Annotated in this window: 23 protein-coding genes; 10 read left to right on the top strand and 13 right to left on the bottom strand. The window is 71.3% G+C overall.

Features of this window, described 5'->3' with window-relative positions:
• Window positions 1-42: 42 nt before the first annotated feature.
• Both ACH4FH_RS17950 and ACH4FH_RS17945 read right to left on the bottom strand, forming a co-directional pair.
• Window positions 43-822: an SDR family NAD(P)-dependent oxidoreductase gene (locus tag ACH4FH_RS17950; RefSeq protein WP_398556815.1), complete on the bottom strand. Its 780-nt coding sequence runs from the start codon at window positions 820-822 to the stop codon at window positions 43-45.
• A complete protein-coding gene (locus ACH4FH_RS17945; RefSeq protein ID WP_398556814.1) occupies window positions 819-2,216 on the bottom strand; it encodes a cation:proton antiporter in 1,398 nt (465 codons plus the stop codon). Before ACH4FH_RS17945 ends, ACH4FH_RS17950 begins: the two co-directional genes overlap by 4 nt.
• 309 nt (window positions 2,217-2,525) lie before the next feature.
• Here ACH4FH_RS17945 and ACH4FH_RS17940 point away from each other — a divergent pair, with 309 nt between their 5' ends.
• Genes ACH4FH_RS17940 through ACH4FH_RS17930 form a run of 3 tightly spaced genes read left to right on the top strand, consistent with a single transcriptional unit; the run spans window position 2,526 to window position 4,801 of the window.
• On the top strand, window positions 2,526-3,368 hold the full coding sequence (locus ACH4FH_RS17940; protein WP_398556813.1) for a YmdB family metallophosphoesterase: 843 nt from the start codon (window positions 2,526-2,528) through the stop codon (window positions 3,366-3,368).
• The gene (locus tag ACH4FH_RS17935) at window positions 3,365-4,231 is read left to right on the top strand and encodes a cyclase family protein (RefSeq protein WP_398556812.1); all 867 of its coding nucleotides are present in this window, start codon (window positions 3,365-3,367) and stop codon (window positions 4,229-4,231) included. Before ACH4FH_RS17940 ends, ACH4FH_RS17935 begins: the two co-directional genes overlap by 4 nt.
• Window positions 4,232-4,261: 30 nt before the next feature.
• Window positions 4,262-4,801 (top strand): hypothetical protein, encoded by a 540-nt coding sequence (locus tag ACH4FH_RS17930; protein WP_398556811.1) that lies wholly within the window; start codon window positions 4,262-4,264, stop codon window positions 4,799-4,801.
• 93 nt (window positions 4,802-4,894) lie between these two features.
• Here ACH4FH_RS17930 and ACH4FH_RS17925 read toward each other — a convergent pair whose 3' ends face one another.
• The 4 genes from ACH4FH_RS17925 to ACH4FH_RS17910 all read right to left on the bottom strand — a co-directional run bounded on the left by ACH4FH_RS17925 (window position 4,895) and on the right by ACH4FH_RS17910 (window position 8,127).
• Window positions 4,895-5,362 (bottom strand): TetR family transcriptional regulator, encoded by a 468-nt coding sequence (locus ACH4FH_RS17925; protein ID WP_398556810.1) that lies wholly within the window; start codon window positions 5,360-5,362, stop codon window positions 4,895-4,897.
• A gap of 44 nt (window positions 5,363-5,406) precedes the next feature.
• Complete coding sequence (locus ACH4FH_RS17920) at window positions 5,407-5,649, bottom strand: hypothetical protein (protein WP_398556809.1); 243 nt, start codon at window positions 5,647-5,649, stop codon at window positions 5,407-5,409.
• A 56-nt stretch (window positions 5,650-5,705) separates the two neighbouring features.
• Window positions 5,706-7,139, bottom strand: a complete 1,434-nt coding sequence (locus tag ACH4FH_RS17915) for an MFS transporter (protein ID WP_398556808.1) — start codon at window positions 7,137-7,139, stop codon at window positions 5,706-5,708.
• Between the two features lie 139 nt (window positions 7,140-7,278).
• Entirely contained in the window at window positions 7,279-8,127 is an 849-nt protein-coding gene (locus ACH4FH_RS17910) for an alpha/beta fold hydrolase (RefSeq protein WP_398556807.1), read from the bottom strand.
• Between the two features lie 65 nt (window positions 8,128-8,192).
• Between ACH4FH_RS17910 and ACH4FH_RS17905 the strand changes: the two genes are divergently transcribed.
• Window positions 8,193-8,876: a CGNR zinc finger domain-containing protein gene (locus tag ACH4FH_RS17905; RefSeq protein ID WP_398556806.1), complete on the top strand. Its 684-nt coding sequence runs from the start codon at window positions 8,193-8,195 to the stop codon at window positions 8,874-8,876.
• On the opposite strand, the gene ACH4FH_RS17900 is transcribed toward ACH4FH_RS17905, so the two are convergent.
• The 5 genes from ACH4FH_RS17900 to leuC all read right to left on the bottom strand — a co-directional run bounded on the left by ACH4FH_RS17900 (window position 8,827) and on the right by leuC (window position 13,665).
• The gene (locus ACH4FH_RS17900; RefSeq protein ID WP_398556805.1) at window positions 8,827-9,471 is read right to left on the bottom strand and encodes a TetR family transcriptional regulator; all 645 of its coding nucleotides are present in this window, start codon (window positions 9,469-9,471) and stop codon (window positions 8,827-8,829) included. The genes ACH4FH_RS17905 and ACH4FH_RS17900 overlap by 50 nt on opposite strands.
• A 208-nt stretch (window positions 9,472-9,679) precedes the next feature.
• Window positions 9,680-10,090: a RidA family protein gene (locus ACH4FH_RS17895; RefSeq protein WP_398556804.1), complete on the bottom strand. Its 411-nt coding sequence runs from the start codon at window positions 10,088-10,090 to the stop codon at window positions 9,680-9,682.
• Between the two features lie 80 nt (window positions 10,091-10,170).
• Window positions 10,171-11,154, bottom strand: a complete 984-nt coding sequence (locus tag ACH4FH_RS17890) for an aminotransferase class IV (RefSeq protein ID WP_398556803.1) — start codon at window positions 11,152-11,154, stop codon at window positions 10,171-10,173.
• A 19-nt stretch (window positions 11,155-11,173) separates the two neighbouring features.
• Complete coding sequence (leuB, locus tag ACH4FH_RS17885) at window positions 11,174-12,241, bottom strand: 3-isopropylmalate dehydrogenase (protein WP_398557100.1); 1,068 nt, start codon at window positions 12,239-12,241, stop codon at window positions 11,174-11,176.
• Between the two features lie 20 nt (window positions 12,242-12,261).
• Window positions 12,262-13,665 (bottom strand): 3-isopropylmalate dehydratase large subunit, encoded by a 1,404-nt coding sequence (leuC, locus tag ACH4FH_RS17880; protein WP_398556802.1) that lies wholly within the window; start codon window positions 13,663-13,665, stop codon window positions 12,262-12,264.
• Between the two features lie 278 nt (window positions 13,666-13,943).
• Between leuC and ACH4FH_RS17875 the strand changes: the two genes are divergently transcribed.
• Together ACH4FH_RS17875 and leuD are read left to right on the top strand one after the other, a co-directional pair.
• Window positions 13,944-15,524 carry a 2-isopropylmalate synthase gene (locus tag ACH4FH_RS17875; RefSeq protein WP_398556801.1) on the top strand — a complete coding sequence of 527 codons (1,581 nt, stop codon included), beginning with the start codon at window positions 13,944-13,946 and terminating at the stop codon, window positions 15,522-15,524.
• Window positions 15,521-16,171, top strand: a complete 651-nt coding sequence (gene leuD, locus ACH4FH_RS17870; protein ID WP_398556800.1) for a 3-isopropylmalate dehydratase small subunit — start codon at window positions 15,521-15,523, stop codon at window positions 16,169-16,171. The genes ACH4FH_RS17875 and leuD overlap by 4 nt, the downstream gene beginning before the upstream one ends.
• 79 nt (window positions 16,172-16,250) lie before the next feature.
• Here leuD and ACH4FH_RS17865 read toward each other — a convergent pair whose 3' ends face one another.
• Complete coding sequence (locus ACH4FH_RS17865; RefSeq protein ID WP_398556799.1) at window positions 16,251-16,922, bottom strand: response regulator; 672 nt, start codon at window positions 16,920-16,922, stop codon at window positions 16,251-16,253.
• Window positions 16,919-17,659 (bottom strand): sensor histidine kinase, encoded by a 741-nt coding sequence (locus ACH4FH_RS17860; RefSeq protein WP_398556798.1) that lies wholly within the window; start codon window positions 17,657-17,659, stop codon window positions 16,919-16,921. Before ACH4FH_RS17860 ends, ACH4FH_RS17865 begins: the two co-directional genes overlap by 4 nt.
• A 462-nt stretch (window positions 17,660-18,121) precedes the next feature.
• On the opposite strand from ACH4FH_RS17860, the gene ACH4FH_RS17855 reads away from it, so the two are divergent.
• The 4 genes from ACH4FH_RS17855 to ACH4FH_RS17840 form a co-directional block, all read left to right on the top strand.
• Entirely contained in the window at window positions 18,122-18,937 is an 816-nt protein-coding gene (locus ACH4FH_RS17855) for an SDR family NAD(P)-dependent oxidoreductase (protein WP_398556797.1), read from the top strand.
• Window positions 18,938-19,066: 129 nt separating this feature from the next.
• Window positions 19,067-20,296, top strand: coding sequence for a methionine adenosyltransferase (gene metK, locus ACH4FH_RS17850; protein WP_398556796.1), 1,230 nt, complete (start codon window positions 19,067-19,069; stop codon window positions 20,294-20,296).
• Between the two features lie 208 nt (window positions 20,297-20,504).
• On the top strand, window positions 20,505-21,488 hold the full coding sequence (locus ACH4FH_RS17845; RefSeq protein ID WP_398556795.1) for a carbohydrate kinase family protein: 984 nt from the start codon (window positions 20,505-20,507) through the stop codon (window positions 21,486-21,488).
• A partial coding sequence (locus tag ACH4FH_RS17840) for a homocysteine S-methyltransferase family protein (RefSeq protein WP_398556794.1) occupies window positions 21,485-21,843 on the top strand: 359 nt, incomplete at its 3' end. The genes ACH4FH_RS17845 and ACH4FH_RS17840, both read left to right, overlap by 4 nt.

The raw sequence follows: 21,843 nt of genomic DNA, 5'->3' as shown, positions 1-21,843 counted from the left end.
CGACCGGCCGGTGGCCGAGCTGCGGGTGGTGCGGTCCTCGGGTCACTGGGCCAGGTAGCCGCCGTCGACCGGGAGGATCGCGCCGGTGATGAAGGAGGCGTCGTCCGAGGCGAGGAAGCAGATCGCGGCGGCGACCTCGCCGGGCTCGCCGATCCGGCCGATCGGATGGCGCTTGGCGATGTCGGCGAGGTACTCGGCACCGCCCGGCTCCTCGGGGAGCCGTCGTACGCGTTCGGTCCTGATGGTTCCGGGCGCGACGGCGTTGACGCGGATGCCGTGCGCGGCCCACTCCACCGCCAGGTGGAGCGTCAGCCCGGAGGCGACGAACTTGGCCGGACCGTAGGTGCTCTGCGACTCCTGGCCCGCGAGTCCGGAGATGGAGGACAGACAGACGATGGAGCCGCCGCGGTTCGGCAACATCGCCTCGATCGCGTACTTGCAGGACAGGAACATGCCGCGGCCGTCGACCGCCATGACGTGGTCCCAGTCCTGCGGGGTGGCCTCGGTGATCCTCTGCAGGGGCAGGACCCCGGCGTTGGCGACCAGGACGTCCAGACGTCCGTAGTCCTCCATGGCGGCGTCGGTCATCCGGTAGGCGGCGCCGGGATCGGCAACGTCGCCGGTGACGGTGCGGACCTCGGCTCCTGTGGCGGTGAGTTCGGCGGCGAGCTTGTCGAGCGCCTCGCCGTCGACGTCGCCGAGCACGAGGCGGGCGCCTTCCGCGGCGAAGCGTTCGGCCGTGGCCCGGCCGATGCCCTGGGCACCGCCGGTGATCAGACAGGTCTTGCCGCTGAGGCGGCCGGGTGCCGGTGGCGCTGTCATGGAACCTCCTGGGGGATCGAAGCCGCGGCCGTACGGTCCGGCTGCGGTGCGGTGAGCGGGCCGGGCGGCCTGACGGCGGCCGGCCCGGAGGCAAGTGCGTCGCGGCGGCAGGCGCGATCCAGCCAGAAGCCGGCCATCTGGCAGGTCACGATGGACATCAGGACCAGCGCGGCGAAGAACTGGGCGTTGATGATGCCGGCGCCGTAGGTGACGCTCGCCAGCAGGACTCCGGGCGTTCCGCGGGCGTTGAGCGCGACCGCGAGGCGGGTGGACACGCCGCGCCCCTCCCCCGCCAGCATCCCGGCCAGCCAGACGCTGCCGCCCTTCACGACGCACGCCAGGGCGAGGAACCAGGCGAAGAACAGCGGGTCGAGCTGGCGGGCCAGGTCCAGGCGGAGGCCGACGAGCGCGAAGTAGACCGGGACGAAGAACGCCAGGGAGAAGTGCCTGATCGCCTCCCAGGCGTGCAGGGCCCGGCCTTCCGCCTGCAGATCGCCGCTGCCGGAGTCGCTGCGGGCGGCGCAGATCCCGGCCATCAGTGCGCCGAAGACGGTGTTGATGCCCAGGACCGCGCACACGGCGACGCCGGCGAAGAGTGCGGACAGGCGGAAGGCGGTGGGGCTCTGACGCTCCACCGGATTCCAGCGACGGCTCGCCAGCCGGCGGAAGAACCGTGGCCCCCAGGCCATGCAGACGGTGAAGAACAGCAGGGTGATGACGATGTAGTACGCCATGGTCGGAAGCGGCGCATCGGATCCGATCGCGGCCCACACGCCGACGGCGTCATCGGACCGGACGGCGGCGAGGCCGAGCACGACGGAGAGGGCGATGTAGAGGACGGCGTCCTCGGCGACGGCGACCATGAGGACGATGCGGGCGAACGGGGTGCCCTGAATGCCGAGATCCATGATGATCCGGGAGATTACGGGGATCGCGGCGACCGCGGTGGCGATGCCGAAGACGAGGGCGAGGGACAGGGCCGTGCCGTTGGGCCCCGCGAAGTCGTGGTGGCCGACCAGGCATACGACGAGGACGCCGGCCAGGAACGGCAGGACGAGTCCCGCGGCGGCGATGATGGCAGCGGTACGGCGTTCCTTCGCGCCCGCGCGGATGCGCAGTTCGACGCCGGCGAGGAACATCAGCAGGAGCAGGCCGATCTGATTGACGGCGTCCAGTCCGGTGGCGACCGGTCCCGTGGTGGGGAACAGCCGCGCGGTGAAGTCAGGTACGAGCGCACCCAGGACGGTCGGCCCGAGCAGCAGACCGCCCACGATCTCGCCGATCACCGGTGGTTGCCGGAACCGGGCGAACAACCGGCCCACGGTATGTGCGGTGACGACGAGAACCAGCAGAGCGATCAGCAAATGGGCGACGTCGGCTGTTGACAGCGACATACGACCTCCGGAATTCATCGGCTGGTGGACATGAATGTCCGGAAGCGTAATGACGGGGGGCGTCTTTCCGTATCGACGTAAAGGCCGCAGGGGGTATGGCCTTTAGGAGTGCCCGGGTACCGCGAAATTCCCGTACGGATGTAGCGAATTCAGGGGCGGCCGGGCGCATGCGCCCGCGTCGGCGGCACTTAGGTCGCAGGATTCGTACGACCCGTGGTCGATGCCGCCGGGCGGCGCTGGCCGAAAGACTCGGTGCGCACGCGTTGTGCTGTGTCATGTGCCCGAATTCGACCGGCTGAGGAGTCGCCCATGATCGTCCTTTTCTGCGGAGACGTCGTCGGAGAACGCGCCACCGAGCGGCTGGCGGCGAGCCTGCCAGAGCTGCGCCGGAGGTACCTGGTCGACCTGGTGGTGGTGAATGCGGAGAACAGTGCGCCCAACGGCCTCGGCATGGGTGCCAAGCAGGTCGACCAATTGCTGGAGGCGGGCGCCGATGTCATCACCGGCGGCAATCACTCCTGGGACAGCGAGGAGTCCGTCGCACTGCTGGATCTCCCGCAGGTCATTCGCCCGGCCAATCTCGCGCCCGGGGTGCCGGGCAGGGGCGTGCTGCATGCCGAGGCCGCCGGCGAAACGCTGACGGTGGTCAATCTGGCCGACCACTGCGCCATGAAGTCCGTCAAGGCCACCGCGGGCAAGTTCCTTCCCGCGTACGACGGCTGGCGCGCCGCGGACAAGCGGGGTGCGGTGCTGGTCGACTACCACGGCGACCATGTGCTGGAGAAGCAGATCTTCGCGCATGCGGTGGACGGCGAGGCCGCGGCCGTGCTCGGCAGCCATACCCACGAGGCGACCGGGCCGCTGCATCTGCTGCCCGGTGGTACGGCATTCGTCACCGAGGTCGGCATGACCGGTCCCGGCGACGGAGTGCAGGGGTTCGCGCCCACGAACCTCGTCTCGGGGCTGCGCGGGACGGGAAATCCCTTCTCCGGAGCGATGCCGTCGGTGAGCCTGGGCCCGCTCGTGCTGGGCGCCGTGGTGCTGGAGATCCGTCACGGGCGTACCGCACGCCTGGAGCGGGTGTCCTGGCCGGAGGACGATGCGGCCCCCGAGCCTCGGACGAAGTCCGGCGATGCGGGAGGCGCGATATGACGCAACATCAGATACCGCTTGCCGCACCGGCCTTCCCGTCGCCCCAAGGGTACGAAGTGCACGATCTCTCGCTGGTACTGGCGGAGGACCTGCCCTGCCACTGGCCCGCCCACCAGCCCTTTCAGCACAAGGTCTGGAGCTGGTTCGCCACGCAGAGGAGCGGGGCCCAGACGACGTACAACCGCAGCGGGGCCCCCTACTCCACCCGCTGGATGGCGATCGACGAGCACACGGGGACGCACTTCGACGCCCCCAGCCACTTCGTCCCTCCGCCGGGCTCCGGCCTGCCGGACGCCGGCCCCGCGGGTGAGATCACCGCGGAACGGGTGCCGGTCGCACAGTTGATGGGGCCTGCGGCCGTCGTGGACGTGACGCGGCTCGCGGCCGCCGGCGCCGACGGCCAGGAAGAAGGCGGGGTCAGTCCGTTCATCACCGCGGACCATCTCCTCGCGTGGGAGCGCCGGTACGGACGGCTCGCCCCCGGCGAGGTGGTGCTGCTGCACACCGGCTGGGACGCGCGCTACCGGCGCGGCCCCGAGGGCGATGCGTATCTGTACGACGTGATCGTGACCGGGCGTGCGCCCGGGTGGCCGGCGCCCGATGTGTCGGCGATGGAACTACTGCTGGACCGCGGAGTGGGGTGCGTCGGCATCGACGCGCCGTCGATGGGCGCCGCGCACGACGGCGTCCCGGTCCATGTCCGCGGGCTGAGCGCCGGCGCGGTGTACGTGGAGTGCCTGACCGGGCTGGCCCGGCTGCCGGCGCGGGGGGCGTGGTTCTGCTTTCTGCCGCTGAAGGTCGAGGGCGGTACGGGCGCGCCCGGACGGGCGGTGGCGTTCCTGCCGTCCGCAACCGACGACTGAAGATCACCTAAGACCTGAAGGAGTGTCACCATGCGTTCCACCATGCGCCGTACCGTCCGACTGTCCGGTGCGCTGCTGCTCGCCGTGTCGGGCAGCACGCTGGCCGCATCGCCTGCGCAGGCGGCCGCTGCGGCCGAGCCACGCGTCATCACCTGTTCGGGCACCATCGCGGAGACGTTCTCGCCGGGGCTGACCGTGAAAAAGCGGCCCACCAAGGTCGTGGCGCACAGCAGGCTGTCCTGCACCGGCGGGACGGTCACCTCGGTCACCTTCTCCTCCAGCTACACCGTGGAGGCCAGCTGTGTGTCCAATCAGCTGATCACCGTGGGCTCGCCGAAGTTCCGCTGGAACACCGGCGGCAACTCGACGGCCACGTTCACCTACGTCGTCGGGCGCCCGGCGGGGCAGACCGTCGCGGCCGGCGCGGGGCAGGTGACCGAGGGCCGGTTCGCGGGTTACGCCGCGACCCGCGTGCTCGCCTCGCCCTCCCCCGATGCGCTCAAGTGCCTCGGCGAGGGCATTCCGTCGGCCAAGGGCGTCGACCATGTGACGCTGGTGGCCCAGCCGTAAGACGTACCGCCTGGCAACGGACGCGGCGTGCCGGACGGGACTCTTCGGAGTCCCTCTCCGGCACGCCGCGTCCGTGCGTGTCCACGCCAGCGGTCACACCGTCCGCGGGCCGGCCCAGAAGGCGTCCAGCGGATGCGGGGTCGCGGCAGCGATGAGCTGGCGGGCGGTGGCATGGGCCCGGTCCGCCGCGTTCTCGACGGTGCCGACGGTGTACTGGGCGATGACGCCTTCGTACAGCAGCAGGAGCTGATCGGCCAGCAGATCGGGATCGGGGGTGCCGGTGGCCTCCGCGAGCTCCCGTACGCGGTCGCGCACAGCCCGCTTCTGACGGGCGACGACCCTGCGGCCCGGGTGCTCGGGAGGGGCGAGTTCGACCTGTGCGTGGACGAAGGCGCAGCTGCGGAAGCCCGAGGGAGAGGTCGCCCACTCCTTCAGCGCGTCGAAGACGGCGAGGAGCCTGGCGCGCGGGTCCTCACCGGCGTCGTCGATGCAGTCGTCGAGGACGAGCCGCCAGCGGGTCTGCCGGCCGTCGAGGTAGGCGAGGAAGGCAACGGTATCCATGGGGTTCTCCCTTCGGAGGGCCGGCCGGTGCGCCGGCCGGCGAGTCAGATCGCGCGGCGCGACCGGCCGCGCGCGGGCTGCAGGGGGGCGGTGTGGATGGTCCGGGACTCCGGACGTGCCGCCACCGTCGGTTCGGCGGGCGTGTGTTCGGGGGCCGGGCGATCGGGCGTACGGCCTGCGGAGCGGCGTACGGGCACCGGGGCGCCGTGGCGAATGGCATGGCCCGCGTTGATTCCGTAGGCCACGTCCTGGACGAGCTGTAGCAGGGAGCGGAGAAGTGCCTTCATGAGCGTCGGTTCCTTTCCGGTGATGAGCCGGCGGGCCCGAGGAGGCAGCCGGCCGGTCAGTCGCGGGGCAGCATCAGTCGTGCCAGCAGGGTGGTTGCGCACAGCAGGGCGGTAGCGAGGGCAAGGCTGAGGTGGAGGCCGTCGACGGAGAAGCCACCGTCGGCAGGTCGGGCGAGCAGCGTGCCGAAGAGGGCGACGGCCAGGGCGCCGCCGGTCTGCCGCATGGCGTTGAGCAGTCCGGAGGCGGTGCCTGCGCGGTGGCCCGGCACGCTGTCCATGAGCAGGGCGGTCAGCGCCGGCACGGTCACCGCGCTGATCCCGAACGGCAGCAGGAGCACCAGGACGAGCCAGGCGGGCGTGCCGGAACCGAGCACCAGCAAGGCCGCCATGGCCAGGGCGAGCAGGGCTTGGCCCCAGACGATGACGGAACGGCGGCCGTACCGGTCGGCGAGACGCGGGGAGAGGATGTTGACCGCGGTGATCACGGCGGCGGTGGGCACGAACATCAGCCCGGCGACGGTGCCGGACATGCCGCGCAGCTGCTGGTAGTAGAGGCCGAGCAGGAAGATCGTGCCGTAGTAGGCGGCGTTGACGGCGAAGCCGACGGTGAGGGTGACGACGACCTCGCGCTGCCGGAGCATCTCCAGCGGCACCATCGGCGCGGGGTGCCGGGCCTCGGCGGTGCGGAAGGTCAGGGCCGCGGCCAGGGCGACGACGAGCGCCATGCCGCTCTGCCAGGTCAGGCGGCCCGCGTGGCCGCCTTCGATGACCGCATAGGTCAGGGCTGCGAGGGCGAGGACGGCGGAGACCTGGCCTGCCGGGTCGAAGGGGACGTGGCGGCGTGCCGAGGCGGGGACCCGGGTGAGGAGGGCGAGGATGAGCGCGCCCACGGGGAGGTTGAGGAGGAAGACGGCGCGCCACCCCGCCGTTTCTGTGAGGGCGCCGCCGAGTACGGGGCCGATGGCCATGGCGAGCGAACCGCCGACCGACCACAGAGCGATCGCGCGGGCCCGGCGGCCGGGGTCGTCGTAGGTCTGCCGGATGAGGGCGAGGGAAGCGGGCAGGACCACCGCGGCCGCGCTGCCCTGGACGACACGGGCGGCGATCAGGGTGCCGATGCCGGGCGCGAGGGCGCAGGCGGCGGAGGCGACGGTGAAGAAGGCGACTCCGATGGCGTAGGCGCGGCGAGCCCCGGAGCGGTCGGCGAAGGCACCGGCGGAGAGCATCAGCGCGGCGAACATCAAGGTGTAGGCGTCGACCACCCACTGCAGATCCGCCATGCTGCCGTGCAGGGTCGAACGGATCGCGGGGAGCGCGATGTTGACGCCGGAGACGTCGACGGTGATGACGAGGAAGCCGAGGAGCCCGGCGAGGAGAGCGAAGGCCGGGGGCGCACCGGCCGCCTTCTGCGGCGCCGGTAACGCGGCGGACGCGCGGCCTGCGGCAGGCGGGGAGCCCGGCGCGGGTATGGGCGGGGTGGGGGCCGACATGGCGAATCCTCCAGGCAGAGGCGGGAGAGGACGACGGTGCGGGCGCGATGCGGGGTGCGTGTACGTGGGCGGGGTGGGGCCGGAGGGCGGACACGTCGGCACGCCTGCGGATCGGCGCGCCGGTCCGGGGAGGAGGCGCTCAGTCGCGCTCCCGCCCGAAGAACTCAACCAGCGCCTTGGCGGTTTCCTCGGGCTGGTCCTCGGCGATGAAGTGGCCGGCGCCGGGGATGGTGGCGCGTTCGGCACCGGGGATGGCGGCGGCGAGCTGGTCGCCCGTGGTGGTCGGCAGCCACTGGTCCTCGGCGCCCCACAGGACGAGGGTCGGCACGGTGACATCGCCCAGCCGGTCCACGGCTTCGCGAGTGTCCTCGAAGCTGACGGCGCAGACCTGGTCGATCCAGCGCCGCTGTCCTTCGGGGCCCGCCCAGGGCGCACGGTAGGCCGCGGCGGCCGCCTCGGGCATCGGGTGGTGCGCGGCGGTGTGGAAGCGGGCGGTGACGATGTCGTCGAAGATGTGTGCCGGCATCGTGCGGTAGGCCTCGGCGTAGCGCTGCTGGTGTTCGGTGAAGGGGGTGTTCCAGGGGCCGAGGACGGCGGCATCGAGGAGGGCGAGGTGGGAGGCCGGGACCCCGTCGAGGAGGTGGGCCCGCATGACGATGCCGCCACCGATGTCGTGTCCGACAAGCGCGGGTGCGGTGAGGCCCCAGTGGTCGACGAGCTCGGCGAGGGTACTGGCCTGCTGGGCGATGGAGGGGGTGGCTCCGGGGGCGATGCGGGAGGCGCCGAAACCGAGGAGGTCCCAGACGTAGACGGTGTGGTGGCGGGCCAGGGTGGGGACGGCGTTCCGCCAGAGGTACGAGGAGGCAGGGGTGCCGTGGACGAGGACGACGGGCGGGCCTTCGCCGAAGACGCCGGTGGCGGCCTCGCCGGCGGCGACCGGTACGCGCTGGTGGAGCTTCCACGGGGTGGGCTGGGCATGCGTGCTCATGCCAATCCCTCCAGACCTAAGGGGTATAGTTGGCGTTCTCCGATTACCCTAGCATGGAGTAAGGCTTGAAGATTCCTTTTTCCGATTACGCACTAGGCGCCGGTGTCGCGACCGACCTGGTCAACACCTCCGCCCTGGTCCGCAGAAGCACGGGCGAAATGCTCGTGGACCCCACCGCGCTCGACCGCTTCCTGAGCGAGTACGAGATCCCCGTGGACACCGCGACCCCCGGCCGCCGGCTGACCGAGGAGGATCTGGAGCAGGTGCTCGCGCTGCGCAAGGAGCTGCGCGAGCTACTGGAGTCCGACAGCGAGGACCAGGTGGCAGAGGGCGCGAATGCGCTGGTCAGGCGGTCAGGCGTGGGGACGTCCCTCGAACGGGACACGGAAGGGCTCTGGCAGTGGTACGTCAGCACCACTCCGGAAGCCTCACTCGCCGAGGAGCTGGCCGCCATGGTCGGTACCGGGCTGCTGGGCGTGCTGCGGACGCTCAACCACGACCGCATCCGCCACTGCGCCTCGCCCGTGTGCGACGGGATGTTCGTCGACACGAGCAAGGCGGGGCGGCGTCGGTACTGCATGCCCGACCTGTGCGGCAACCGCCTCAACGTCGCCAAGCACCGCGCCCGCCGGCTCGCGGCCTCGGGTTCGGACGGGACGGCAGAAGGAGGCGGGACGGGTCAGGGGGCGGGTCGCCGCACTACGGCGGGCCCGGCCGATCCCCCGGACGCGGCGGGCCTGCGGGACTGAGGCCCGGATCGCTCCCCGGGGACACGATGGCGCCCAGAAGAGCCCACCAGGCCCGGGTGAGCTGAACCGCGGCCACCGTGCCGGCACAGGCGCAGGCCGCCTGGAGCGCGGCGGTCTCCGCCGCCGCGACGAGGCTGACCGCCAGGACGGTCACCGTCGCCGGGTCCACCCCTGCCTGCAGTGCACCCTCCCGGTCCGCACGGGTGGTCACCGCGTGCAGGCTCGGCAGCCACGCTCCGTACCAGCCGTCCCGGTCCCCCGCCTCGTCGCCCAGCCGGCTCGCCGCCCGCACGAGGTCGTCCTCGCCGAGCAGCAGCACCAGTGCATGGGTGATGTCGATGACCGCCTGCAGCGCGCAGGTCGCGTCCGCGGCGCTGCGGGTCACGGCCTCGCGGGTGACCCGGTGGCCCTGCGCGCAGACCTCGTCGGCCAGCGCCCGTTTCGACGCGAAGTGAAAGGTGATCGATCCCATCGTCACCCCCGCCGTCCGCGTGATGTGGGTGAAGGTGGTGGCGGCGTAGCCCCGCCGGGCGAACTCCGCCGCGCCGGCCCGCAGGACACGCCGGCGGGTCCGTTCGGCTCGTTGCTGGGTCACCAAGTGCCCTTCTTCCTCGGCTGCCTGCCCTCCCCGGCGCCGGTGCGCCGCAAGCGGCGCACGGAACAGTAGGCGGGCTCGGCCCGTCGCTCCGTACGCCGCTCGGCGGCAACTCCGTACGCGCATGACCGCCGGGTCGGTGCAAGTGCGTACATCGGGTCGTGTCGTCCTTCGGTCCTTCGATCCTGCCGCGAAGGCGACCGTCGGCTCAGCGGCCGCCCTCCGGGAGGATCGCGTCGGCCTCGATCTCCACCAGCAGAGCGGGGTTGGCCAGCGCCGAGATGCCGACGAAGGTGGCGGCGGGGCGCGCCTCCCCGAACACCGCGGCATGCGCACGGGCCACGGCGTCGAAGTCCGCGATGTCGGTGAGGTAGACGCGGGTGCGGACGACGTCACCGACGTCGCCGCCGGCCTCCTTCAGCGCCGCGGCGATACGGTTCAGCACCTCGGCGGCCTGCTCGCCCGCGTCGTCGCCGCCGACCGGGCCTTCGGGACCCGAGGCCGTCGTACCGGAAACGGAGACGAACGGGCCGACGCGTACGGCACGCGAGAAGCCGACTAGGGACTCGAACGGGGAGCCGGAGCTGAAGAGTTGGCGCTCGTTGGTGATGCTGCTCATGGGATTTCCTCCAGATAATGGGGCGGGGTTCAGCGGTGGGTCGGGGCGTGCGGTGACGCGGCGGTGTCGGCGGCCTCCGCTCAGGACGTGACCGCCGCCGGTTGGTCCGGCACGGCTGCCGGCACCGGCGTCCGCCACTCCGGATGCCGGGCGTGGCCCGTCACCGTCGCCCGGAACGCCGCCGCGATCGCGTCGAACACCGGGCGTTCGCGCGCGTACGGGCGGCCTTCCAGCGACGCGACCGGCACCAGTTCACTGGCGGTCCCGGTGAGGAAGACCTCCTGCGCCGCGCGCACGTCGGAGACCTCCACCGGCCCCTCCGCCACCTCAAGACCCAGATCGCGGGCGAGGGTCAGCACGGTGTCCCGGGTGATGCCGGCAAGCAGGCTGTCGGTGAGCCACGGGGTGCGCAGCCGCCCGTCGGTGACGAGGAAGACGTTGGAGACGGTGGCCTCGGCGATCCGGCCGGTGACGCAGTCGAGTTGCAGGGCGTCGTCGAAGCCGGCGGTCACAGCCGCGGTCTTGGCCAGTGCCGAGGTGACGTACGTACCGACGGCCTTGGCGCGCGGCGGGAAGGTCTCCGGCGAGGGGCGACGCCACGGCGAGACGGTGAGCCGCACGCCCGGGACCGGGGCGACCGCCGACGTACGACCCTCGCCCGCCTCGGCAGGCGGCGCGGCCATCGCCCAGACCTCGATGCCCAGGGTGAAGGGCACGGTGGACAGATCGATGCTCAGGATCGGGTCGGCGGCGAAGAGACCGGGGCGTACATAGGCGTCGGCGAAGCCGCTCTCGGCCGCCGCGCGCAGCGTCGCCGCACGCAGCCGGCGCAGGTCGTGGTCATGGTGGATGCCGAGCAGGCGGGCCGAGTTCAGCAGTCGGAGCAGATGGTCGTCGAGGCGGAAGAGCGCGGGCCCTTCCGGTGTGGCGTAGCAGCGGATGCCTTCGAAGACGGCGGTGCCGTGCTGGACGCTGCTGCTGCCGAACGGGATGCCGCGCCCGGGCGCGGTGCGCTGTGCGCCGGGGCCGTCCCAGTAGGTGTAGGCCGAGGTGGATGGGTTCATCTCGTGCGCTCGCCTCCTTTCACAGGGCCGCGAGCACGGCCTGGGTGGTGTCGTCGGTGGTGGCGGTGCCGCCGAGGTCGGGGGTGCGCAGTCCTGCGTCCAGGGCGCGTTCGACGGCGGCCTCGACCGCGTCGGCGGCTTCCGGCCGCCCGAGTCCGTGACGGAGCATCAGCGCGACGGAGAGGATGGTGCCGAGGGGGCTGGCGTGGCCGCGGCCCGCGATGTCGGGGGCGGAGCCGTGTACGGGTTCGAAGAGCCCGCCGCGGACGCCGGCAGCGGGGTCGGGTGCGCCGGGCAGGGAGGCACTGGGCAGCAGTCCGAGGGAGCCGGCGATGGCGGCGGTCTCGTCGCTGAGGATGTCACCGAACATGTTCTCGGTGAGGACGACGTCGAAGGATGCGGGGTCGGTGACCAGGCGCATCGCGGCGGTGTCGACGAGGAGGTGGTCGAGGGCCAGGTGCGGGTATTCGCGCTCGGCGACGCGGGTGACCGTCTCGCGCCACAGCCGGGAGGTGTCCAGGACGTTCGCCTTGTCGACAGAAGTGACACGCGCGCGGCGGCCGGTGCGGGAGGCCAGTTCGCAGGCGACGCGGGTGACGCGCTCGATCTCGGCGACGGTGTAGGTACAGGTGTCGTAGGCGTCGTCGGCGGTGCGTGCGCGCCGGCCGAAGTACAGGCCCCCGGTCAGTTCGCGGACCACGATGAGGTCGACACCCTTGGTCCGTTCGGGCTTGAGGGGGCCCGCGTCGCCGAGTGCGGGAAACGGCCGCACGGGACGCAGGTTGGCGTACAAGCCGAGGGCCCGGCGCAGTTCGAGGACGCCCTGTTCGGGGCGGGGCGCGTCGGGGTCGGCGCTCTGGACCCCGGTGCCGACGGCGCCGAGCAGGACGGCGTCCGCCCGGGTGCAGGCGGCGAGCGTGTCCTGGGGCAGCGGCTGTCCCGTGCGGTCGATGGCGGCGGCGCCGATGGGGTGCTCGTCCACGTCGAAGTCCCCGACCGCGTGCAGCACTTGAAGGGCGGAGGCGACGACCTCGGGTCCGATGCCGTCGCCGGGGAGGGCGACGATGCGCGACCGTGCGGTGGGCATCGTCGGTGTACCGGGGGTGGTCACAGGTCCTCCGGGGAGGCGAGGCGGCCCAGGACGGCGGTGGCCGCGGCGACCGGCGGGGAGACCAGATGAGTGCGGGCGCGGTCGCCCTGGCGGCCTTCGAAGTTGCGGTTAGAGGTGGAGGCGCTGCGCTGGGCCGCCTGGAGGCGGTCGGGGTTGACGCCGATGCACATCGAGCAGCCGGCCGAGCGCCATTCGGCACCGGCATCGCGGAAGACCTTGTCCAGGCCCTCGGCCTCGGCGTCCAGGCGTACGCGGGTGGAGCCGGGGACGACGAGGGCGCGCACACCGGGGGCGACACGGCGGCCGCGCAGGACCTCGGCGGCGGCCCGCAGGTCTTCGATCCGGCCGTTGGTGCAGGAGCCGACGAAGACGGTGTCGACGGGGACGGACCGCAGCGGGGTGCCGGGGGCGAGGTCCATATAGGCCTGGGCGGCGCGCGCTGCCTCGCGTTCGCCCCTGTCGGCGAAGAGGTCCGGGTCGGGGACGGTGCTGTTGAGCGGTCCGCCCTGGCCGGGGTTGGTGCCCCAGGTGACGTACGGGCTCAACTCCGTGGCGTCGAGGGTGATCTCCTTGTCGAAGGCCGCTTCGCCGTCGGTCGCGAGGGTGCGCCAGTGGGCGACGGCGGCGTCCCAGGCGCCGCCGACGGGCGCGTGGGGACGGCCCTTGAGGTAGGCGAGGGTGGTGTCGTCGGGCGCGATCAGACCGGCCCTCGCACCTGCTTCGATGGACATGTTGCACACGGTCATCCGTGCTTCCATCGACAGGCCGCGGATGGCCTCGCCGCGGTATTCGATGACGTATCCCTGACCGCCGCCGGTGCCGATGCGGGCGATGACGGCGAGGATGAGGTCCTTCGCGGTGACGCCCGCGGGCAGGGCCCCCTCGACGTTGACGGCCATGGTGCGAAACGGCGGCATGGCCAGCGTCTGGGTGGCCAGGACGTGTTCGACCTCGCTGGTGCCGATGCCGAAGGCCAGCGCGCCGAGCGCGCCGTGGGTGCTGGTGTGGCTGTCACCGCAGACGATGGTCATACCGGGCTGGGTGAGGCCCAGTTGGGGACCGATGACGTGGACGATGCCCTGGTCCTCGTGGTCGAGGTCGAAGAGCTCCACGCCGAACTCCGTGCAGTTCTCGCGCAGGGCGTCGACCTGGGCGCGGGAGACGGGGTCGGCGATGGTGCGGCGTCCGGCAGTCAGGTCGGTGGGGACGTTGTGGTCCGCGGTGGCGACGGTCAGGTCGGGGCGGCGCACGCTGCGGCCCGCACCACGCAGCCCGTCGAAGGCCTGCGGGCTGGTCATCTCGTGCATGAGATGCAGATCGATGTAGATCAGGTCGGGCAGATTCTCGGCCCGGTCGACGGTATGTTCCTGCCATATCTTCTCCGCCAATGTAAGACCCATGGCCGTGGACGGTACCGCTCGGCAATCCCACATTTGAAGGCGAATCGGCGGGGAATTCCATTCGGGGCACATGGGCGCAGCATGGGTACGACGAAAGTCACATGCCACTTCCGCCCGAGTGGCCCCGGAAATTCACCCATCGTCGGGCGCGGTGACGATGGTCCCGGGGTAACACTCGGGACGTGACTTATTCTCCCGGAAATAATGCATCGGACCGGATACCACCGGCCCCCGAATCGCCCCGCGCAGCGGACCGTGAACAGCAGCGCGCCGGCGGCATGCCCGTGCACAAGTACCGCCGGTACCAACCGTTCAGGCTGCCCGACCGCACCTGGCCGGACCGTGTGGCGGAGCGGGCACCGACGTGGTGCAGCGTCGATCTGCGGGACGGCAATCAGGCTCTGCTGGAGCCGATGGACATCGAGCGCAAGCGGGCGATGTACGACCTGCTGGTGCGGCTCGGCTTCAAGGAGATCGAGCTGGGCTTTCCCATGTCCAGCCGCGCCGACCTGGAATTCACCCGCGATGTGATCGAGCGGGGCGCCATTCCCGACGATGTGACCATCCAGGTGATGTCGCCCATCCGCGACGGGATGATCGAGGACACCGTCAAGGCCATCGAGGGTGCGCCCCGCGCCATCGTGCAGATCTTCAATCCGACGTCGGTGACGCAGCGGCGCGCGGTGTTCCGGATGAGCCGCGCGGAGGTCAAGGCCCTGGCCCTGCGGGGCGCGGAGCGGGCGCTGAAGCTGCGTGACTCGCTGCCGGGCACCGAGATCTATCTGCAGTACGGCACGGAGTCCTTCACCCAGACCGAACCGGAGTTCGCGCTGGAGGTGCACAACGCGGTTCTGGAGCTGTGGCGCCCCGAGCCCAAGGAGCAGGTGCGGATCGTGCTGCCCGCGTCCGTCGAGGCCTATCCGCCGCATGAGTTCGCCGACCGCATCGAGTGGATGCACCGCAATCTGGCGTACCGCGATGCGATCTCGCTGACCCTGCACACCCACAACGACCGCGGCTCGGCGGTCGCCGCGACGGAGATGGCGGTGCTGGCGGGCGCGGACCGGGTGGAGGGCACCCTGTTCGGCAACGGTGAGCGGGCCGGCAACGTCTGCCTGATCACACTGGCGATGAATCTGTACTCGCAGGGCATCGACCCGGGCCTGGACCTCGGCGACCTGGACGAGGCGCGGCGAGTGGTCGAGCACTGCAACCGGATGCCGGTATCGCCACGCCATCCGTGGGTGGGCGACTTCGTCTACACCTCCTTCGCCGGTTCCCACCAGGACGCGATCGCCAAGGGGTTGCGGGCGCTGGAGGAGAGCGGGTCGCCGGTGTGGGACGTGCCGTACCTGCCGATCGACCCGCGTGATGTGGGCCGGGACTACCAGGCACTGATCCGGATCAACGGGCAGTCGGGCAAGGGCGGTGTGTCCCACCTCATGCGGACCGCGCACGCCTTCGAGCTGCCGCGGCGGCAGCAGATCGAGTTCGCCTCGATCGTGCAGACCAAGGCCGAGAACGGCGGCGAGGTGACGGCTGATCAGCTCCTGAAGTGGTTCACGGAGGTGTATCTGCACGAGAGGGACGGTGCCGCACTGCCCGGTCACGTGGAGGACCGGTCGTCCCCACAGGCCGTGCTGGACGCGCTGCTGTCCCAGCATGCCCTGGAGGGCTCGGTGAGCGAGACGCAGGTGCAGGGGCCGCGGGCCGGCGAGCAGCGGTGCGTGGCGTACGCCGAGGCCGTGGTGGGCACGACCACCCGCTGGGGTGTCGGCGTCGCGGCGACGGAGGAGGAGAGCCTGGCCAGGGCGCTGCGCTCGGTGGCACGGCGACTGGTTGCGGAGGTGGCGTCATGAGTCCGGTACCCGTGGTGCGGCACACCGGAACGGCGGCACCGCTGCGCCGCCGCGACGTGGACACCGACCAGATCATCCCGGCCGAGTTCTGCAAGCGCCTGGGGCGTACGGGATATGAGGACACGCTGTTCCACCGCTGGCGGCAGGATGCGGACTTCGTGCTGAACCTTCCGCTGTACGCCGGGGCGAGCGTGCTGGTGGCGGGCCCGGACTTCGGCATCGGCTCCTCACGCGAGCATGCGGTGTGGGCGCTGCGTGACTTCGGGTTCCGTGCGGTGATCGCCTCGTCCTTCGGCGACATCTTCCGCGCCAATGCGGCCAAGAACCAGCTGGTGACACCGCGGATGCCGGAGGAGGCGGTGGAGCGGCTGTGGGAGCTGATCGAGGCGGACCCGGCCACGGAGGTCACCGTGGACCTGCAGGAGCGACTCGTGCTGGCCGGGAGCATGCGCGTACCGTTCGAGATCGGTGAGCACAGCCGCTGGCAGCTGATGAACGGGCTGGACGACATCGAGATCACGCTGCGGCGCGGTGGCGGCATCGACGCGCACGAGCAGCGGCGCCCCGCGTGGCTGCCGCGGGTCGTGGCCTCGGGTGCGGCCGCTCGTCCAGCAGGCGGTGCGTCAGGCCGCGCGGAAGCAGGGTGAGCTCTCTGCCGCCAGACTTCCGTACCGTCCCCATGCAGGAAGGCCGCCCCGGATTGCGGGGCGGCCTTCCTGCGCTCGGTCAGCGCGCGGCGGCACCCGGCTCCGCCGCGGTCGGGAGCAGCCGCATGGCCATGGCCTTGTTGATGGCGTTCATGCGGGAGCGCACTTCGAGCTTGAGGTAGATGTTGGTCAGATGGCGTTTGACGGTGCCTTCGGAGATGTAGAGCTCGCCGGCGATCTGCGCGTTGCTCAGCCCGTGGGCCACCAGGCCCAGGACCTCCAACTCGCGGGCGGAGAGCGGCCCCTGGGCCGGGCGCTCCAGGCGGCTGACGGTCCCCTTGGCGACGGAGAGCACCACTCGGTCGGAGTCGTTGCGTACGGCGCGGATCGCGGCGAGCAGTTCCTCGCGCGTGGAACTCTTGGAGATGTACGCCTGGGCACCGATCGCGATGAGTCTGCTGACCATGCGGGCGTCGTCGTGCATGGTCAGGACGGCGACGCGGGGCGGCTGCGGGACCCTCAGCACCTGTTCGAGGGTCTCCTCGGCGCCCGGGCCCGGCATCTCCACATCCAACAGGAGGACATCGGGGCTCGTGCTGCGGACCTGCGCGACGGCCGCCTCGCCGTGGGCCGCCTCGCCGACGACGTGCAGATCGCTCTCGTTGTCGCATATCTCGACGATGCCCTCGCGGAAGAGCGTGTGGTCGTCGGCGATGACGACGCGGGCCGGGGCTCCCGTCCCGGTCGTCACCGTGCCGCCAGCGGTACCGTGACGGTGATCCGGGTACCGCCGCGGGGCCCCGGGCCCGTACGGAGCGAGCCTCCCAGTAAGGCAGCACGCTCCTGCATGGACGAGAGGCCAAGCCCTGTCGAGCGTTCCCTTCCACCACGCTGAAGGCCCGAGCCGTCGTCGGCGACCTCCGCGACCATCGTGCCGTCCCGGGTGTGCAGGGAGATGGTGATGTCGTCGGCGCCCGCGTGGGCGAGGGCGTTGCCCACGGCCTCGCGCAGAATGAGGTAGATCTCGCTGACGTCCGCGGTGCCGGCGGGGGCCGAGTGCGGTGGGTTCAGGGCGTGCCGCTGCTCGGTCCCGGACGTACGCAGCCGGGTGGCCAGCTCCTTGGCGGTGTGCAAGGCGTGGTGGAGGAACCGTACGGCGTCGGTCCGCTTGTCGCGGGCGCGCTCGGGGCGGCCGTCATCGGCGTAGAACTCGCTGAGTTCCAGGGAGTTGAGGCCGACGACGATGGCATGGGCGACGCGGTCGTGGAGTTCCCGGCTGAGCCCCTGCCGTTCGGAGGGGGCCAGGGAGCCGTCGGCCTCGGTCGACCCGTCCCCGTCGGCGGGCGTGTCCCGGCCATCCGCCGACGCACCCCGCTCCGCCTCCCTGCCCTGTCCCACTTCTCGGCCCGGCGGCCCGTCGCCTTCCGCTGTCGGGGGACGGTCCAGCACGCCGGTGCGGCGCGGCAGTGTCATTGCATTGCGTGTCATCACACAGCACTTCCTCAAGCATCGTCCGCGGTCGGGGGATGTTCGGAGATGAACGCACCTAATGCGCGCGCAGGATGCGCACACCTGGGCGCAGCGGAATCCAATTGCGGTGCGGCGGAGCGAATCCGGGTCGGCACACCGAGCTTTTGCCCGCATGCCCACGGGAGTTCATTGATGGCTGCCCTGCGCCTTCACGGCAGCTCCGGCCCTTTGCTCCCGGTGCAGAAATGGCCCGCCGGTCACATGCCTCCCTTCAGGCGCTCACAGAACAAAAGATAGCGCTCTTTATGTAACTTGGATAGGCCCACTGACGGGCAATCACACTCCCTTCGGCGCCCCTTGCTTCCCCTCGGCGCGCCGACCGTGCGTCACGGTGGCCATGCCCGGTGTCCCCAAAGCGCAGTGCCCGCTGTCACCTTCGCCGGATGTGACCGCACGGTCGCCGCGGCAATGCTGGAGCCCATGACAAACGGTAGGAACACCCATGTCGGAGTCGCCGTCGTGACCGGCGCTCGCCAGGGAATCGGCCGCTGCATCGCCGAAGTCCTCGCCGCCCGGGGCTACTCGCTCGCCCTGATCGACCTGGAGCACCCCAAGGAGGCCCTTGACGCCCTCGGCCCCGTTCTGGCCCCGGGCGCCGAGGCATTCGGGATCACCGCCGATGTTTCCGACGAGGCCGCGGTGGCTGCCGCCAAGGACGAGGTCCTCGACCGCTTCGGCCGGGTCGACGTCCTGGTCAACAACGCCGGCATCGGCTTGATCGCCCCGGCCGAGACCACCCCGGCCGCACAGTGGCGCCGGGTGCTGGACGTCAACCTCACCGGCCCCTTCCTGCTCAGCCAGGCCTTCGGCACGGCCATGCTCGAATCCGACCTGCCCGGCACGATCGTCAACATCGCCTCCATCGCCGGCCTCGGCGGTATCCCCGACCGCGTCGCCTACAACGCCAGCAAGCACGGCGTACTCGGCCTCACCCGCACCCTTGCCGTGGAGTGGGGCGGTCGCGGCATCCGCGTCAACGCGGTCTGCCCCGGCTTCGTCAAGACCGAGATGGACGAAGCCGACCTCGCCTCGGGCGCATACACCCTGGAGGACATCGTCGACCGCGTGCCGCTCGCCCGCTTCGCCTCACCCACCGACATCGCCGAGGCCGTCGCATACCTCGCAGACCCCCGGCACAGCGCGTATGTCAACGGTACGGCCCTGCCGGTGGACGGCGGCTGGACCGCGGACGCAACCTGGCGCGCGCTCCGGGTACGCAAGCGCGCGACGGCCTGAGGACGCGGCCTCCGCGGCCTCCGCGGCGTGCTGCGGCACGCGTCACGGCACCTCCCGACGCCTCGTCAGGCACGGCCAGTCGCCCTTTCCCCTCTCCCCCTGCTCACCGTTCCCCCCGAAGGAGACCTCATGGCCTCAACGCTGTTCACCTCGGAGTCCGTGACCGAGGGCCATCCTGACAAGATCGCTGACCAGATCAGCGACACCATCCTCGACGCACTGCTGCACGAGGACCCCCACTCCCGTGTGGCCGTCGAGACACTGATCACCACCGGACTGGTGCACGTGGCCGGTGAGGTCACCACCACGGCCTACGCGCCCATCGCCCAGCTCGTACGCAACAAGATCCTGGAAATCGGCTACGACTCCTCCGCCAAGGGCTTCGACGGAGCCTCCTGCGGCGTGTCGATCTCCATCGGCGCCCAGTCCCCCGACATCGCCCAGGGGGTGGACACCGCGTACGAACAGCGCGTCGAGGGCTCCTCCGACGGCCGGAGCGATGACGACCTGGACCGCCAGGGCGCCGGCGACCAGGGCCTGATGTTCGGCTACGCGACGGACGAGACCCCGGAGCTGATGCCGCTGCCCATCAGCCTCGCGCACCGCCTCTCCCACCGGCTGTCCGAGGTCCGCAAGAACGGCAAGCTCCCCTACCTGCGGCCCGACGGCAAGACGCAGGTCACCATCGAGTACGACGGTGACCGCGCGGTCCGCCTGGACACCGTGGTCGTCTCCTCGCAGCACGCCTCCGACGTCGACCTCGATGCGCTGCTCACGCCCGACATCCGCGAGTTCGTCGTCGAGCACGTCCTCAACCAACTGATCGAGGACGGCATCAAGCTCGACACCGACGGCTACCGCCTGCTGGTCAACCCCACCGGCCGCTTCGAGATCGGCGGCCCGATGGGCGACGCGGGCCTCACCGGCCGCAAAATCATCATCGACACCTACGGCGGCATGGCCCGCCACGGCGGCGGCGCCTTCTCCGGCAAGGACCCGTCCAAGGTCGACCGCTCCGCCGCGTACGCCATGCGCTACGTCGCGAAGAACGTCGTGGCCGCGGGCCTGGCCCAGCGCTGCGAGGTCCAGGTCGCCTACGCCATCGGCAAGGCCGAGCCGGTCGGACTGTTCGTGGAGACCTTCGGCACCGCCACGGTCGATGTCGAGAAGATCGAGCGGGCCATCTCCGAGGTCTTCGACCTCCGCCCCGCCGCGATCATCCGCGACCTCGACCTCCTGCGGCCCATCTACGCCGACACCGCCGCCTACGGCCACTTCGGCCGCGAAGCGGACGCCTTCACCTGGGAGCGCACCGACCGCGTCGGCGCCCTCCGGGCAGCGGCCGGGATGACCGCCTGAGCGGCTCCACGGCTCCGCCCGGGCCGTAGTCGTCGAACAGGGCCGGCGCCGTGCTGACCGGGCCGGCCCGCTACGGGCTCCCCGCCGGCCGTAGCGGCCGGGAGGCCCGCACGGCCCGGCCCAGGTCCGACGCGCCGCCCGCCCAGCATCCCGCGAGCCCGGCCCCGTACGCCGAACGGCCCCACCACGCAGGCAAGGAGAGAACACCGTGCAGATCGCCATCGCCGGATCGATCGCCACCGACCATCTGATGGCCTTCCCCGGCCGCTTCACCGACCAGCTCATCGCCGACCGGCTGGACCGGGTTTCGCTGTCCTTCCTCGCGGACCACCTGGAGGTCCGCCAGGGCGGGGTGGCGGCCAACATCGCGTGCGGCCTGGGCCGGCTGGGCCTGCGGCCCGTCCTGGTCGGCGCGGCCGGCACGGACTTCGCCGACTACGCGGCACGGCTGGCGGCCGACGGGGTCGATACCGGCTCCGTACGCATCAGCGAGACCCTGCACACCGCCCGCTTCATGTGCACGACCGACACCGACCAGAACCAGATCGCCACCTTCTACGCCGGAGCCATGGCCGAGGCGCGCAAGATCGACCTCGCCGTGGTCGCCCACCGCGCCGGCGGCCTCGACCTCGTCCTCATCGGCGCGGACGATCCCGAGGCGATGCTCCGGCACACCGCCGCCGCCCAGGCCGAGGGCTGCGCGGTGGCCGCCGACCCCTCCCAGCAGTTGGCCCGCCTGACGTCGGAACAGACCCGCTCCCTGGTCACGGGCGCGCGCCTGCTGTTCACCAACGAATACGAAGCGGGGCTGCTGCGGGAGCGCACCGGCTGGCGCACCGCCGACGTACTCGACCGCGTCGGCACCTGGATCACCACGCTCGGCGCGGACGGCGTACGCATCGCACGCGCCGGCGAACCGCCCCTGCACGTACCGGCCGTACCCGCCCGCGACATCGCCGACCCCACGGGCGCGGGCGACGCGTTCCGCGCCGGCTTCCTCGCCGGCCTCGCCTGGCAGTGGCCGTATCACCGCGCCGCTCAACTGGGCTGCGCGGTCGCAACCACCGCCCTGGAGTCGGTCGGCACCCAGGAGTACAAACTGATTCCCGCGGAGCTGCTGGAGCGGATTGCCGATGCCTACGGTCAGGAGACGGCTGCGGAGTTCGCGCCGAGGCTCGGGGAGATCTCGTGACCTCCCAGGACGACGAGGAACAGGCCGAGACGCTCCGTGAGGCGCTCGCCTCGCGCGTCGTGGTAGCCGACGGAGCCATGGGGACCATGCTCCAGGCCCAGGACCCCACTCTGGAGGACTTCGAGCAGCTTGAGGGTTGTAACGAGATCCTCAACATCACGCGTCCGGACATCGTGCGTTCGGTGCATGAGGAGTACTTCGCGGTCGGTGTCGACTGTGTGGAGACCAATACCTTCGGCGCGAACTTCGCGGCGCTGGCCGAGTACGACATTCCCGAGCGGGTCTTCGAGCTGTCGGAGTCCGGCGCCCGGATCGCCCGGGAGGTCGCCGACGAGTTCACCGCCTCCACCGGCCA

It is taken from the genome of Streptomyces sp. NPDC017993, assembly GCF_044328065.1.
GTDB lineage: Bacteria > Actinomycetota > Actinomycetes > Streptomycetales > Streptomycetaceae > Streptomyces.
Note: the sequence above shows the minus strand (reverse complement) of the source record. Positions and strands in the feature narration are given on the sequence as shown.